The organism is Prevotella rectalis (assembly GCF_900607215.1).
GTDB lineage: Bacteria > Bacteroidota > Bacteroidia > Bacteroidales > Bacteroidaceae > Prevotella > Prevotella brunnea.
Genome location: NZ_LR027822.1, coordinates 990,191 through 1,004,180 on the forward strand (window position 1 = coordinate 990,191; position 13,990 = coordinate 1,004,180).

The 13,990-nt window shown below is 47.3% G+C and carries 13 protein-coding genes; 8 read left to right on the forward strand and 5 right to left on the reverse strand.

Going from position 1 to position 13,990, the window contains the following annotated elements:
- Positions 1-19: 19 nt before the first annotated feature.
- On the reverse strand, positions 20-712 hold the full coding sequence (locus tag E0E16_RS12495) for an SIR2 family NAD-dependent protein deacylase (RefSeq protein WP_130830517.1): 693 nt from the start codon (positions 710-712) through the stop codon (positions 20-22).
- Positions 713-925: 213 nt separating this feature from the next.
- On the opposite strand from E0E16_RS12495, the gene E0E16_RS12500 reads away from it, so the two are divergent.
- From E0E16_RS12500 to E0E16_RS12525, 6 genes are all read left to right on the forward strand, one after another.
- Positions 926-1,531 (forward strand): FKBP-type peptidyl-prolyl cis-trans isomerase, encoded by a 606-nt coding sequence (locus tag E0E16_RS12500; RefSeq protein ID WP_130830518.1) that lies wholly within the window; start codon positions 926-928, stop codon positions 1,529-1,531.
- A gap of 84 nt (positions 1,532-1,615) precedes the next feature.
- Complete coding sequence (gene bamJ / locus E0E16_RS12505) at positions 1,616-2,518, forward strand: BamJ family beta-barrel-assembly machinery protein (protein ID WP_130830519.1); 903 nt, start codon at positions 1,616-1,618, stop codon at positions 2,516-2,518.
- 137 nt (positions 2,519-2,655) lie between these two features.
- Entirely contained in the window at positions 2,656-3,612 is a 957-nt protein-coding gene (gene bamJ, locus E0E16_RS12510) for a BamJ family beta-barrel-assembly machinery protein (protein WP_130830520.1), read from the forward strand.
- A gap of 171 nt (positions 3,613-3,783) precedes the next feature.
- A complete protein-coding gene (locus E0E16_RS12515) occupies positions 3,784-4,248 on the forward strand; it encodes an Lrp/AsnC family transcriptional regulator (protein ID WP_130830521.1) in 465 nt (154 codons plus the stop codon).
- A 173-nt stretch (positions 4,249-4,421) separates the two neighbouring features.
- Positions 4,422-6,290 (forward strand): membrane dipeptidase, encoded by a 1,869-nt coding sequence (locus E0E16_RS12520; protein ID WP_130830522.1) that lies wholly within the window; start codon positions 4,422-4,424, stop codon positions 6,288-6,290.
- A gap of 141 nt (positions 6,291-6,431) precedes the next feature.
- Positions 6,432-7,442, forward strand: coding sequence for a M28 family peptidase (locus E0E16_RS12525; protein ID WP_130830523.1), 1,011 nt, complete (start codon positions 6,432-6,434; stop codon positions 7,440-7,442).
- Between the two features lie 564 nt (positions 7,443-8,006).
- Here the strand turns inward: E0E16_RS12525 and yfcE are convergent.
- Positions 8,007-8,561, reverse strand: a complete 555-nt coding sequence (gene yfcE / locus E0E16_RS12530; RefSeq protein ID WP_130830524.1) for a phosphodiesterase — start codon at positions 8,559-8,561, stop codon at positions 8,007-8,009.
- Positions 8,562-8,673: 112 nt separating this feature from the next.
- Here yfcE and E0E16_RS12535 point away from each other — a divergent pair, with 112 nt between their 5' ends.
- Positions 8,674-9,606, forward strand: coding sequence for a tetratricopeptide repeat protein (locus tag E0E16_RS12535; protein ID WP_130830525.1), 933 nt, complete (start codon positions 8,674-8,676; stop codon positions 9,604-9,606).
- Between the two features lie 27 nt (positions 9,607-9,633).
- Here the strand turns inward: E0E16_RS12535 and dprA are convergent, their stop codons facing one another.
- From dprA to E0E16_RS12550, 3 genes are read right to left on the reverse strand one after another with little or no spacing between them, the layout of a single operon-like run.
- Positions 9,634-10,758 carry a DNA-processing protein DprA gene (gene dprA / locus E0E16_RS12540; RefSeq protein ID WP_130830526.1) on the reverse strand — a complete coding sequence of 375 codons (1,125 nt, stop codon included), beginning with the start codon at positions 10,756-10,758 and terminating at the stop codon, positions 9,634-9,636.
- A gap of 35 nt (positions 10,759-10,793) precedes the next feature.
- Positions 10,794-11,204 carry an acyl-CoA thioesterase gene (locus E0E16_RS12545; RefSeq protein ID WP_130830527.1) on the reverse strand — a complete coding sequence of 137 codons (411 nt, stop codon included), beginning with the start codon at positions 11,202-11,204 and terminating at the stop codon, positions 10,794-10,796.
- A gap of 1 nt (position 11,205) precedes the next feature.
- On the reverse strand, positions 11,206-12,501 hold the full coding sequence (locus E0E16_RS12550) for a DUF2851 family protein (RefSeq protein WP_130830528.1): 1,296 nt from the start codon (positions 12,499-12,501) through the stop codon (positions 11,206-11,208).
- A 190-nt stretch (positions 12,502-12,691) separates the two neighbouring features.
- On the opposite strand from E0E16_RS12550, the gene metK reads away from it, so the two are divergent.
- On the forward strand, positions 12,692-13,984 hold the full coding sequence (metK, locus tag E0E16_RS12555) for a methionine adenosyltransferase (protein WP_130830529.1): 1,293 nt from the start codon (positions 12,692-12,694) through the stop codon (positions 13,982-13,984).
- Positions 13,985-13,990 lie beyond the last annotated feature (6 nt).

Below are 13,990 nucleotides of genomic sequence, written 5' to 3' on the forward strand. Positions count from 1 at the left end.
TTTTATTTGCTTTTGTTATTTACAGTTTTGAAATCAGTTCTTTCATTCCCTCGCTCGCACCCTTCTGAATGACGGTAACATTTCTGTAGCCATTCCGCATCACCTCGTTCGGGTCGATGAGGTAAATAGGCGTACCGGGACGCGTGTACTGTATGAGACCGGCTGCCGGATAAACGTTGAGCGATGTGCCGATGATAACGAATATATCCGCCTCGCCGGTTTCCACCGCAGCAGGTTCTATCATTGGAACGCTCTCTCCGAAGAACACGATGAAGGGTCGGAGTAAACTTCCGTCGTCCGCTTTCGTTCCCGGAACCACCTCGCAGTGGTCTGCATCAAGCTCCTGAATGTAAGCGGGGTTGTAAGGATCGCGACTCGAGCAGACTTTTGTAAGTTCTCCGTGCAGGTGTATCACGTTCGTAGAGCCGGCTTTCTCGTGCAGGTTGTCCACGTTTTGGGTAATCACCGTTACCCGGTAATCTTTTTCCAGTGATTGAATGAGTTTGTGCCCCTCATTGGGCTGAGCGGCATAGAGCTTTTTTCGCAACATGTTGTAAAAGTTGGTAACGAGCGTTGGGTCAGCCTCCCAGCCTTCGTGCGAAGCCACCTGCTCCACAGGGTAATTCTCCCATAATCCATCGCTGCCCCGAAAGGTCTTGAAACCACTTTCCACCGACATGCCGGCTCCGGTGAGGAATACTATTTTCTTCATAATCACATATTTTTGGTTGAGGAATTGGAGATTAGAAACCTACCGGGCGTTTCCGGGCGTTGAGACGTGCGATTCCATCCACAAAATCCTTTTAATTCGGTTCGTAAACATTCAACACCACAAATTTAATAATTTTAAATTAGATAAATGCTATTCTATCTTCTAAAAATAGTATCTTTGCAAATTAAATTATTATAAACAGAAAGAAAATCAATGGACAAATTAAGCTATGCCCTGGGCATTGGTATCGGTACACAGCTTTCCGGAATGGGAGCGGCTAACCTGAATATCGATGACTTCGCACAGGCCATCAAGGATGTTATAGCAGGTAACGACTTGAAAGTAAGCAACAAGGAAGCGCAGACGCTCGTTAATAACTTCTTTGCCGAGCAGGAAGCAAAGCAAAAGGCTGCTGCCGAAGAAGCCGGCAAAGCAGCTAAGGCGATAGGAGAAGATTTCCTCGCCGAAAACGCGAAGAAAGAGAATGTAACAGTATTGCCTTCCGGACTTCAATATGAGATAATAAAAGAAGGAAACGGCAAGAAGCCGAATGCCACCTCACAGGTGAAATGTCATTATGAGGGAACACTGGTTGATGGTACCAAATTCGATAGTTCCTATGACCGCGGAACACCTGCCACATTCGGTCTGAACCAAGTGATTGCCGGCTGGACGGAAGGAGTGCAGCTGATGGGCGAAGGTGCCAAATATCGCTTCTTCATACCATATCATCTCGGTTACGGCGAACGCGGTGCAGGAGCTTCCATTCCTCCATTCGCGGCACTCATCTTCGTGGTGGAACTACTTGAGGTGCTGTAAAATACATCATACTCTCGCCACTGCTGTGCAGGTGGGAGATAGCGACTAAGAGAAAACATTGTAATTACTAAATTTTATAGAGAAATGAAAAAACTAACTATTGTGGCTGCATTGACCGTTGCAGCTGTGGGATTTACCTCATGCGGAAATTCCGGTGCTCCAAAAGACGATTTGAAGTCGGATGTCGATTCTTTGAGCTATGCTTTCGGTATTGACCAAGGACAGAACGTGAAGCAATATCTTCAGCAAATGAACATTGATACTGCTTACGTTGATGAGTTTATCAAAGGTATGAACGATGGTGCCAAGAGCATGGACGACAAGAAAAAGGCAGCTTACAATGCCGGTGTGGGTGTCGGCATGAACATGAACATGGTCATCAAGAATCAAATTAATAAGAGCATCTTTGGAGAAGACTCCACGCAGACTATCTCTTTGAACAACTTCCTCGCGGGCTTCGCTGCCAGTGCCAAGGGAAAAGGTCAGAAAATGACAATCGAGAAAGCACGCGATGTTGAGCAAAAGGTGGCAGAGAATATTCAGGCAAAGAGTGCCGAGAAGACATACGGCGCCAACAAGAAAAAGAACGATGCCTACATGACGAAGATCGCTAAGGCAGCAGGCGTAAAGGCTTTGAAACAAGGCGTATATTACAAGGAAATCAAGCCCGGAACAGGTGCGAAACCAAAATCTTCCGATATGGTAAAAATCAACTATGTGGGTAAGAATATCGAAGGAAAAGTGTTCGATCAGCGCGATGGAGCCACCATGCCGGTGGGAAGTGCTGTGCCGGGATTCACCGAAGCTCTGACAAACATGACCGTGGGTTCTAAATGGGAAATCTATATTCCCTACTCAGCAGGCTACGGATCTCGTCAGCCAAGTCCTGACCTGAAGCCTTTCTCAACATTGATCTTCACCGTTGAATTGCTCTCCATTGAGAAAGCACCGGCGGGAGGTCAGCCCCAGGCTGCAACGGTTCAGTAATCTGTTGCGAACGGAAAAGCCAATAAAGTGGATTGGGAACGATAGTGGTTCCAATCCACTTTCCTTATCATTTTTTAATCACCCCATTGAGGAGTTTTTATAGATTCATATAAGAATTTTATTTATCCGAAAGTGTTATGAAAAAGATCGTTTGGATGGCATTGATATTATTCGCCGGTGCATGTTTCAGTACCGCAAATGCCCAGAACAAGAAGAAAGTGAAGAAAAACCAATCTGAGAACGTGGCTGTGGCAGAGAGTATTTGCCTCACAAATGCGTCTGATACACTCAGCTATGTAGCCGGTATGGCGATGACACGCGGATTGGAAGGCTACCTCGCAAGCCAGTTTGGGGTTACAAAAGAGCAGATGCCCGAGTTTATGCGTGGTTTGAAAGAAGGTATTGCCAAACGAAAAGAAGCCAACTTCTCACCCTACGTGGCTGGAATGCAAATAGCCATGCAGGTGAGTAATAGCATGTTGCCCGGAATAGCAAAGCAGTTCGAAGGAACCGCTCAAACCATAGATGACAATATGCTGTTCAAGGGTTTCATCGCCTCGTTGGAAAAAGATTCTACTCTTTTCAAACAAAGTGCGGCAGAGCAGCTCTTTCAGAAAAAACAACAAGAACTAAAAGAGCAAAAAAACAAGGCTACGAGAGAGAAAGGTGAGCAATTCCTTGCGGAAAACAAGAGAAAACCGGGCGTTGTAACCCTTCCCAGCGGATTACAATACAAGATCTTGACCAAGGGAACAGGCAAAATACCTACGAAAGACGACAAAGTAACGGTAGTTTATGAAGGTCGTACACTCGATGGAAAGGTGTTTGATGCCACATCTCGTCATGGAACGCCCAACGACACCTTCGGCGTGGGTGGTCTTATCAAAGGTTGGGCAGAGGCACTGACACTTATGCCCGTTGGATCGAAATGGGAAATCTATGTTCCTCAAGAGCTTGCTTACGGCGAACGAGGAGCCGGCAGCGACATCGCACCTTATTCCGTGCTCATCTTCACACTCGAATTGCAAGGCATCGTAGAGAAAACAGAGCAAGCAGCTCCCAAGAAACCGGTGCAAAGAAAAGCGAAAAAATAATTATGGAAGTGTTTCGGAAAAGCCGAACTTAACGAAAGAATAGACAAAATGTGCCCTTGAGCGTATTTTGTCTTTCTTTTTGTTGCTTGTATCAATTAAATTTCCTACTTTTGCTTTCAAAATGTAAACATAGAACTAACTTGTTTCAAACAAGAACAAAACCTCAATGCAATGGATAAGATAGACAATTTAGACAAGAAAATTCTCGGTATTCTCTCGCATAATGCCCGAATTCCCTTCAAGGACGTAGCTGCGGAGTGCGGAGTGTCGCGTGCTGCCATTCATCAGCGTGTGCAACACCTTATTGAAAATGGCGTAATAACCGGCAGCAGCTTCTGCATCAACCCTAAGAGTCTGGGTTATACGACCTGTACTTATATAGGTCTTAACTTGGAGAGAGGTTCTATGTATAAGGATGTGGTGGAGCGCATGAGTGCCATTCCGGAGATTATAGAATGTCATTTTACGACTGGTCCCTATACCATGCTGGTGAAACTTTACGCAAAAGATAACGAGCAGTTGATGAACCTGCTCAACAATCAGTTGCAAACCATCCCCGGTGTCGTATCAACAGAGACCCTTATCTCGCTGGAGCAGAGTATTAAGCGTGAAATCCCCATCTATATTGATAAGTAGGCAATAGCAATTGCGGATGACACGGCGACCGTTTCACGCAAACTGCGATAATATCCGTTTCGTTCATATTGCCATTGCCGAGCAAGTCTCGTCTTTCTCTCTGTCTGACCGGAGGAACTGCGTGATGTTGCCTTGCATCAATGCGCACATTGCTCTATAACCATACGAAAGGAATGAACTATAACTTAGAATCACATTTAGAAGAAATATACGCAAGCTATCCGGAGGGAAGCCGTCAGCCGGTTATTGGCATCATGACGAACATCTCCAACACCGATGTTAGCGTGAGAGAGTTATTCCATAAACAAATCATCGCTGCCGGAGGCACGCCTTTTCTGCTTCCTCCCATTACCGATAAGCGTGTGTTGGTAAACATGCTCCAGCATATCGACGGACTATTGCTCACAGGTGGGGCTGATTTAAATCCGCTCTGGGGCAACGAGGAGCCATCGCTCTCTATTGGGCACATCAACAATAAGCGCGATCTTCCGGAACTGCTGATTACTCGTTTGGCATACAATCGTCAGATACCAATCATGGGCGTTTGCCGAGGCATGCAAGTATTGGCAACCGTATTGGGAGGGAAAGTGCAACAACATATCTATGACCCCTATATTAAGAAAGAAGAGACCGTAGAGAAAAAGTTTGTCAAATCCAAGAACATAACCGCGTTGCAGCCGGCAACCATCCGCCATTCTCAAGATGCCGATTTCTCCGAACCGACCCATAGCGTCGTGTTGAGTCCCGAGTCCATCCTCAAAGCCATATATAAAGAGGAGAAAATCTATGTCAATTCCGATCATCATCAAGCGATAAGAGATACCGGCAGCCGATTTCACGCGACAGCCTTTGCCCCCGATGGCGTGATTGAGGCAATGGAAAGCTCAGAATTTAAGCCCATCATTGGCGTGCAATGGCATCCGGAATGGTTGGGTGCGGAAGGGCAAAAGCTCTTCAAATGGTTTGTGGGACAAGCCGGTAACTTTTATATCGCAAAGCAATTGCATGAACGCGTACTCACGCTCGACACCCATTGCGACACTCCGATGTTCTTCCCTCAAGGCATAGACTTCGGCAAACGCGATCCGCGTGTTCTTTACGACCTTCACAAAATGTCGGAAGGCAGACAGGATGCTGTAACGATGGCAGCTTATTTGCCACAGCCTCGTATCGGCGAGACTTTCTCATCGAAGATTGATGTGGCAGGTTTGAAAAAATATAATCCCGAGTTGAGCGAGGTCATCGACCGGCTTTCACCATCGACCTACGCCGACCTCATCTTTGACAAGATAGAGCAGATAGTGAAGCGGAACAGTCGTTATCTGAGTATTGCTCGCACACCATCCGATCTTTATGAAGATAAGCGAAAGGGCAGGCACAGCATCATGCTTGCCATTGAAAATGGGTTGGCCTTGGAACATCGGTTGGAGAACGTGAAACACTTTGCCCAACGAGGCGTAACCTATATCACGCTTTGTCACAATGGCGACAACGATATCTGCGATTCGGCACGAGGCAGCAACCTGCATGGCGGCGTCAGCAAGTTCGGCATTGAGGTCATCCAAGAGATGAACAAACAGGGCATCATGGTGGACTTGAGCCATGGGGCAGAGAAGAGCTTCTACGACGCGCTCGAAATCAGCGAACAGCCCATTGTTTGCAGCCATTCCAATTGCAAGTCGTTGTGCGATGTGCCACGCAACCTCACCGATGAACAACTTCGAGCTTTGGCTCGGAAGGGCGGAGTGGCTCACATCACCCTTTATAAGGGATTTCTGACCAAGCAAGGCGAGGCGACTATCCTCGATGTGCTCGCTCATTTGGAACATGCCATCGATGTCATGGGCATCGACCATGTGGGATTGGGCACCGACTTCGACGGCGATGGCTGCGTGTGCGGTATGGCTCATGCCGGCGAAATGATTAATTTCACACTTCATCTGCTCCGCAGAAAATTCAGCGAGCGCGACATTGAGAGGATTTGGGGTGGCAACTGGCTGCGCGTCATGACGCAGGTGCAGGCGGTAAGAAACAGCCGATGAAGACTTTTCCAAGCCTTTTTGCCATTGAAGCTGAAGCGAAGAAGAGGTCTTTTGCCTATCTGTCGCGTGTCATACATCAACTATAAAATATCACCATCGAACAAACGTCCCCTTTCATGGGGAAAATCGGATACAAACAATATGAAAATGAAACTTTTTCTCGGCATTACTGCCGTTACGTTGTTCGTTCTCTTCATTTCCGGTTGCAACCGAAAGAAGAACGATAATTCGTCTGATATCGACACAATGGCTGTTGAGAAGCCTGTTGATATAAAGTTTAACCCCGATTCCGCCTATGCTTTCACTGCAGCGCAATGCGCGTTCGGACCTCGCGTCATGAACTCGGCAGCGCACGACCGGTGCGAACAGTGGATTATCAGCAAGTTCAAACAATACGGTTGCGAAGTGATGACGCAGAAAGCCGACTTGAAAGGCTACGACGGAACTCTGCTAAAATCAACCAACATCCTTGCTTCCTACAATCCGCAGGCGCAGCGTCGCGTGATGCTTTGCGCACATTGGGACAGTCGTCCGTGGGCAGACAACGACCCGGACTCCGCCAATCACAAGAAACCGGTCATGGCTGCCAATGATGGAGCTTCCGGAGTGGCGGTGATGATTGAGGTGGCGCGCCTGTTGCAGGCAGACAGCAGTTTGAACATCGGTGTGGATTTCGTATGCTTCGATGCCGAAGACTGGGGCATTCCGCAGTGGGAAACCAACTTTCAGGATACTGGCGACAGCTGGGCGTTGGGCTCCACTTACTTCTCGCTGAACCTCCCACAGGGCTTCCGCCCGGAATTTGCCGTCTTGCTGGACATGGTGGGTGGCGAAGCAGCACAGTTCTATCGCGAGGGCATCTCCAAACAATTTGCTGCCTCTGTGGTGGATATGGTTTGGGCTGCAGCCAAAGTAGCCGGATATGGGAGCTATTTCCCCGATGCTGATGGGGGAATGATTACCGATGACCATTATCCCATGAACCGAAATGCAAACATTCCCACCATCGACATCATTCCTTATTATCCGGATTGTCCGCAGAGTACGTTCGGACCCACATGGCACACGGTGAACGACACGATGGAACACATCGACAAGGCCACCTTGCAGGCTGTGGGGCAAACTCTTATCCAGTTGTTATACACCTGTTAGATGTTCCGGGAACTTAAGTTGATTGCCTCGTTTCTTTATCGAAATTCAGGCAACGGCTGATGTTGACGGACTTTCATGAAAACGATTCATCTCAAACCGGTCATTCGATGATGAAACCATTGTTTATCGTTGGTTTTCCATGACCGATTTGAGATGATGTGTTATTGCTCCCAACGATTCGATTACGATGGGCAACGACTCCCCACAGAGAGGGAAAATGCTCGGTTGCCCGGCACTTTGCGGCAATGAGCAACAGGCTGAAAAGCACAACATTGGAATGGAAAATTTTGCACGATGAAACCCACTGATAATCAGATGTTTACAAAAGGGGTTTCAAAAGCTTACCTTTTGCGACTCAAAAGCTTACCTTTTACGATGCAAAAGCTTAGCTTTTGGATTGCGATAGCTTAGCTTTTGCAAATCAATGGTTTTTTCTTGAATTTCTCGTCGTGTTTGTTTGAGCAGTTCAATCGGTATGAAGTAAGAAAAAACCAAACAATCGTCAGAAAACAAAACATGGAGATACGGCTTGTTTTCCGTAATTCTTGAGCTTCCCCGGCGACTTTATCTTCCAACGACCGGTATGGATTTCTCAGTCAGTTGCTCGCCATTCAGGTTGTAAACGGTGAACACCCCACGCTCGTAAGTCATGAACGTGGGTTCTTTCCCCTGCTTTGGAAAAGTAATCGACCCCGTGTTGCAAATCAGCGTGCCCTCTTTCGGCGTCAATTCCCAAAGATGCGTGTGCCCATAAACAACGGCATCGAATCTTCCGGGTGGCATTTTCTCCTTATTATAGATGTGTCCGTGCGTCAGGAAGAGCTTCTTCCCCTCATCTACCAAGAGCAGATAATCGGCAAGAATGGGAAAGCGAAGCAGCATCTGATCAACCTCGCTTTCACAATTGCCTCGAACTGCCACGATGTGCTCGGCATGCGCGTTGAGCAACTCTGCTATTCCCTTTGCGTCCAGTCCTTCCGGAACCGCGTTGCGCGGACCGTAGTTCAGGATGTCGCCAAGAATGCAAAGCATATCGCAGCCCAACTCATCGTAAAACTTCAGCACGGTCTGCAAAGCCGGCAGGCAACCGTGAATATCCGATACGAGTAAATATTTCATTCTGTCCTTATTTTTTCGACAAAGATACGATGATAAATCCGAAATTAGCGAGTTTATCCTTAGCGATTTCGGTTTTTTTCATTATCTTTGTGAATGAACCAATACCGAAGCGATGGAGGTAAGAGATATATTCGAACTTAGAAAACAGGGGAAGACAGAGGAAGCATACGCCGCCATTCAGCCCCTGTATGCCGTGCACAAAGGGCATTACACCACGATAGCCATGTTTTGGGTGGGAACCGACGTAATGAAGTTGCGCTATCAACAGCGAAAGCTGGAAGAAGCCTATAAGATTTTTAGGAGTTTGTTGCGTCTTTATCCAACGATGGACGATAAAGACTTGCGTGGCCAGTCTGCCATGATGCGTGCTGCATTGTTGGTTTTCGACCATGACCCGAAGTTCTCCATGCTGGAGTTCATCACGAATTGGGGAATAGAGAAACTTACCGACGACGATTGGACGCGGGGCGAGAGCAACGGACATCCCGTTCAGTCGGTGGGAATGCGCATCGTGGGAAAAGTGTTTAAGGAAGTGGAGGGCAATCCCACCCCGGAAATGGCTTTGAAGGCAGCTCCGATACTTGCCGAAGCCTTGAAGCACAGTCCGTACAACATGAATAATCAGCGATACAAGGCAGTGATCTACACGATAATGGGGAAGAAAGACAAAGCCGTGAACATCTATCGCCATCTTTTACGCAAGCACCATCAGTCGTATCTCTACCAAAAACTGGCGGAACTGACCGATGCTCGTGAGCTGAGAATTGCCCTGTTGTGTCGCGCCATCGTTACCCGGCGTGAGGAGAAGTTCAAACAGCGTCTGCGCTTTCAGTTGGCTGAGTTACTCTTTCGCGACAATAAGCCCGGAGCCAAGTATGAATTGGAGCGATGTATCGCGACAAGGCAACAAGCCGGGTATTCCGTTACGTGGGAAATGCAGAACCTGACAGCAAGTTTGGAACAGGTTACGGCAGCGACCGACATGGAACAGAAAAGTTTTTATCGTGAACAGGAAAAAATTGTTGAGGCTTTCTTACGGAACTGATGATATGAGGGCGACTCATGGTACATTTTATGCCAACAGATGATAGCAACCGCCTGCCATGGCTTTGACCACTCCTTTCATTTCCAATTCAAAAAGCAGCCCTGAAAGTCGGGCGATAGGGAGATGTGATTGGACTGAAAGCAAATTAATTTGCAGGTCGTTGTTTTTCTGAAGCACGCCCACCACTGCTTGTTCCTCTTCCGACAATCCGGGGAAGAGTGTTCGTTCTATGCCTTGTTTACGAGCTTTCATCAGCATTTGTTCATCCTCCCAACCCATAGCTTTTACAAAGTCGGTTGCAGAGGTGATGAGTCCGGCTTGATTATCCCTGATGAGATGGTTGCAACCTTCGCTATATTCTGCTTCAATGCTGCCCGGAAACGCGAAGACCTCCCTGTTGTAACTGCGCGCTATGCCACATGTGATGAGCCCTCCGCCCTTGTTGGCCGACTCTATGAGCAGAGTGGCATCGGAACAACCTGCCACAATGCGGTTGCGTTGCACGAAGTTCTGCGCCTTGGGCTGTGTATGTGTGATATATTCAGTCAGCAATCCACCCTGTTTCAACATATTTACGGCTGTCTCTCGATGTGTTCCGGGGTAGAGGTCATCAAGCCCATGCGCCAAAACGCCCACGGTGTCGAAACCATTTTCGAGGGCAGAACGATGTGCACAGATGTCTATTCCGTATGCCAGTCCACTGAAAATCAAAACCTCCGGACAAAGAGTTCTCAACTCCCTGACAAATGTTCGGATAATGTCTTGTCCGTAAGGGGTACATCGCCTTGTACCCACAATGTTCAGAGTATGACGTTGGTTGAGGTCGGCGTTCCCCATCATGTATAAAACGAGTGGTGCATCCACACATTCCCGCATACGTTGCGGATAGCGATCGTCGTTCAGACAGATGGCTTCTATTTGGTGAGCTTCATCGTATTCCAGTTCTTTTTCCGCTCGTTCCACACCTTTATCCAAATTCATCAATCCCTCAACGAGATAATTCGATGCATCGGGAAACAAGTCGCGAATGTTGTTTCGGTTCTCCATGATGGCGGTTGCCGACCCCGCTCTTTGATAGAGTTCGTGCAAATCTGAAAGATGAAATCGATTGACGAGTGTCAGCGCGATGGTATAGAGGAGTTCCCGATTCATGGATGGCAAGTTGTTATTTTGTGGAGGCACATTCATTAAAGCACTTTCGCGAAGGCATCGTCGTACTCTTTGCTTTCGCCTATCTTTCCGTTAATCAATATCACCAATGTAACTTCGGCATGGAAGCACAATCGCTCATCTGAGGCGCGGTAAAGGTCGTGGGTGAAAACATAGCGCACTCCTTCCTTTTTCAACGCCAGTCGGGAAATGAACTCATCATCGCAGGTGAGTGGCACCTTGTATTCGAGTTTCATGCGTGCCACAACCGGGTCGATTCCTTTCTCGTGCAGTTTGGCAAAACTGATACCTAACGACCGAATGAAGCAGTGGCGCGTATGTTCGGTGTAGTGAAGATAGTGCGCGTTGTTCACGATGCCTTGAATGTCGCACTCGTAATCGCGCACTTCCATGCGCGTCTCGTAAATGTATTGGGTGCTTCTTTTCATTTTATTTCGTTTTTAAGTATTCATATCCTATTCTGCACCGCAGACAATCCTTGCGATCGCAATATTCCTTTTTCAATTGTATGAGTGCCTGCGAGTCGCCGGCACTCTCCACTTTCAGTCCCACTTCCTGCCACATTCTCACAATGTGATTGTCTTCAGCTTTCAACGCTTCGAGGAAATCGAAGGCGCGGTCGCACAACTTTTCCGATGATTTGTGCTTTCCGTATGCGAAAAGCACGGGAATTACGGTGTTGATGATAAGCAAACGTAGGGAGGTCTTCGACAAACTCTTGTTGCTTTCTTTGCTCTCTGCCCAAAAAGTATAATGGGTTCTCCAATAAGGCGTTACCTGCGTTTGCAGCAGTTCCGAGAGTTTATCGATGTCGGAACATTCCAAGAGTGCCGCCAAACCTGCCTTGCGCTGATAGTAGAGGTTTGCCAATTGCGCGATGCGTATGTGTGGGAAGTTTTGTGGTCGCAGTCGCAAAAACTTCCACTGACTGTTGTCCATCGGTCGCATGGAAAATTTGTGTGCCAAATATCTGTATTCGCTCCGCAATTTCTCGAAATAGCCATCTGCCAATGCCTCTTCCCTATGCCGTTCGGGTATAGAGTCGGGCTCCAATAACCCCGCCTGTCCCATGAAGATGGCTTCCGTCTGAAACAAATCGTCGCGATGATGCGCCACGGCAAGTAACGGAAGGTTTTTTGCCCATTGCTCGAAAGCATCGCCATTAATGCCGAAACCATAGTTGCGAGCCAACGTAACGAAATAGCCTGCCTCCCAGTCTCCACCACAATCGGCAACCCTTCGCAGGATGGCATGGGTGTGTTGTTCCAGTCGCTCCACCTGCAATGCGCTCATCCATGAGTTAATCATCAGTCGGCTCAGGCTTGGAATCACTTTGTAGCAGGGAGGATACTTCTCCATGGTCAGCAATTCCTTATAATGCTCCTTTACCAATGCGGGAACCGGCAGTACCATTTGCGGAGGTGTGTCGCCGTTTTGTTTCCTCACCAATGTGTCAGAAACTTTCACGATGTGAAGAATCACGTTGTTATAGTGAACATCCCTCTCGTGTCCGTGCAGATACCAATCGGAAGCCTTGTCGTGTATTTCCACGTTTCCCACCCATAAAGTCTTCCCTATCTTCACTTTTGCATTGAAGAAGTCGGGACCGGCATCGCGATTGTGCAACCCCGTGTCGATAACCTCAATGGGTTGCCCTTCAATGGTTTTTAGTTCGGCAAGTGGAAACAGCTTATGTTTCCAGCAATAATGAATCAAGTCCTCCATGACAGATGATGATTTTATGATTGGCAAATGTACGAATTTTTGGTCATAAAAACGAAATGTGGCTGTGTGTTTTTTCAAAAGTAACGGGATTCTAATAAAAACTAAATCTTTGCGTTTTATTTTGTTTTGCCACTAAGTTGCAGTAACTTTGCAAATTCATAGTTAGAGGTAAAAGTAAAATAAAGAAAGTATGGCATATTTATTCTCATCGGAATCGGTGTCGGAAGGACATCCCGATAAAGTGGCTGACCAAATTAGCGACGCGTTGTTAGACCAATTCCTTGCTTATGATGAAAATTCCCGTTGCGCGATTGAGACATTCAATACCACCGGCCAAGTAGTTATCATGGGAGAAATTCGATCGAAGGAATACATCGATATCTCTACCATCACCAGAAACACCATTAATGCAATAGGTTATACGAAAGCTGAATATCAATTTGACGGCAACAGTTGTGGCATTCTCTCTGCTATTCATGAGCAAAGCTCTGATATCCGTCGCGGAGTGGATAGGAACGATGCCGAAAATCAAGGAGCAGGTGATCAAGGAATGATGTTTGGCTATGCATGTAACGAGACGGAAAACTACATGCCTGTAACACTTGATTTGGCTCACCTCATCATGCGCACGTTGGCAGATATCAGAAAAGAAGGCAAGGAGATGCTTTATCTTCGTCCGGATGCCAAGAGTCAGGTTACGGTGGAATACAGTGACGACGACATTCCACAGCGCATCGTAGCAATCGTTGTGTCCACGCAACACGATGATTTCGTAAAACCTTCCAACAACTCGGAAGAGGCACAGAGAAAAGCCGATGAAGAAATGTTGGCGAAGATACATCGGGATGTGCTGGATATTCTTATTCCGCGCGTAAAAGCACAGATTAAGTCGGAGAAAGTACTCGCACTCTTCAATGATCAAATTAATTATTATGTCAATCCAACGGGGAAATTCGTTATCGGGGGTCCACACGGCGACACCGGCTTAACAGGACGGAAAATTATCGTGGATACTTATGGTGGAAAAGGTGCGCACGGAGGTGGTGCTTTCTCAGGAAAGGATTCCTCGAAGGTGGATCGCTCTGCAGCTTACGTGGCTCGTTACATCGCAAAGAATATGGTGGCGGCAGGCGTGAGCGATGAAATATTAGTGCAATTGGCTTATGCCATCGGTGTGGCACGCCCCGTTAGTGTGTATGTGAATACTTACGGACGCTCGCATGTGAAATTTAGCGATGGTGAAATAGCACAGAAAATACAGGAAATGTTCGATCTTCGTCCGAAAGCCATTGAGCGACAGTTGAAGCTCCGCCAACCCATTTATTTGGAAACGGCAGCCTATGGGCATATGGGGCGCAAAAACGAAATGAAGAAAAAGACCTTTACCAGTCTTTACCACGAACCTAAGGAAATGGAAGTGGAACTCTTTACATGGGAGAAGCTCGACCGGGTGGAGGAAATAAAGAAAGCTTTTGGATTATAATCTGAG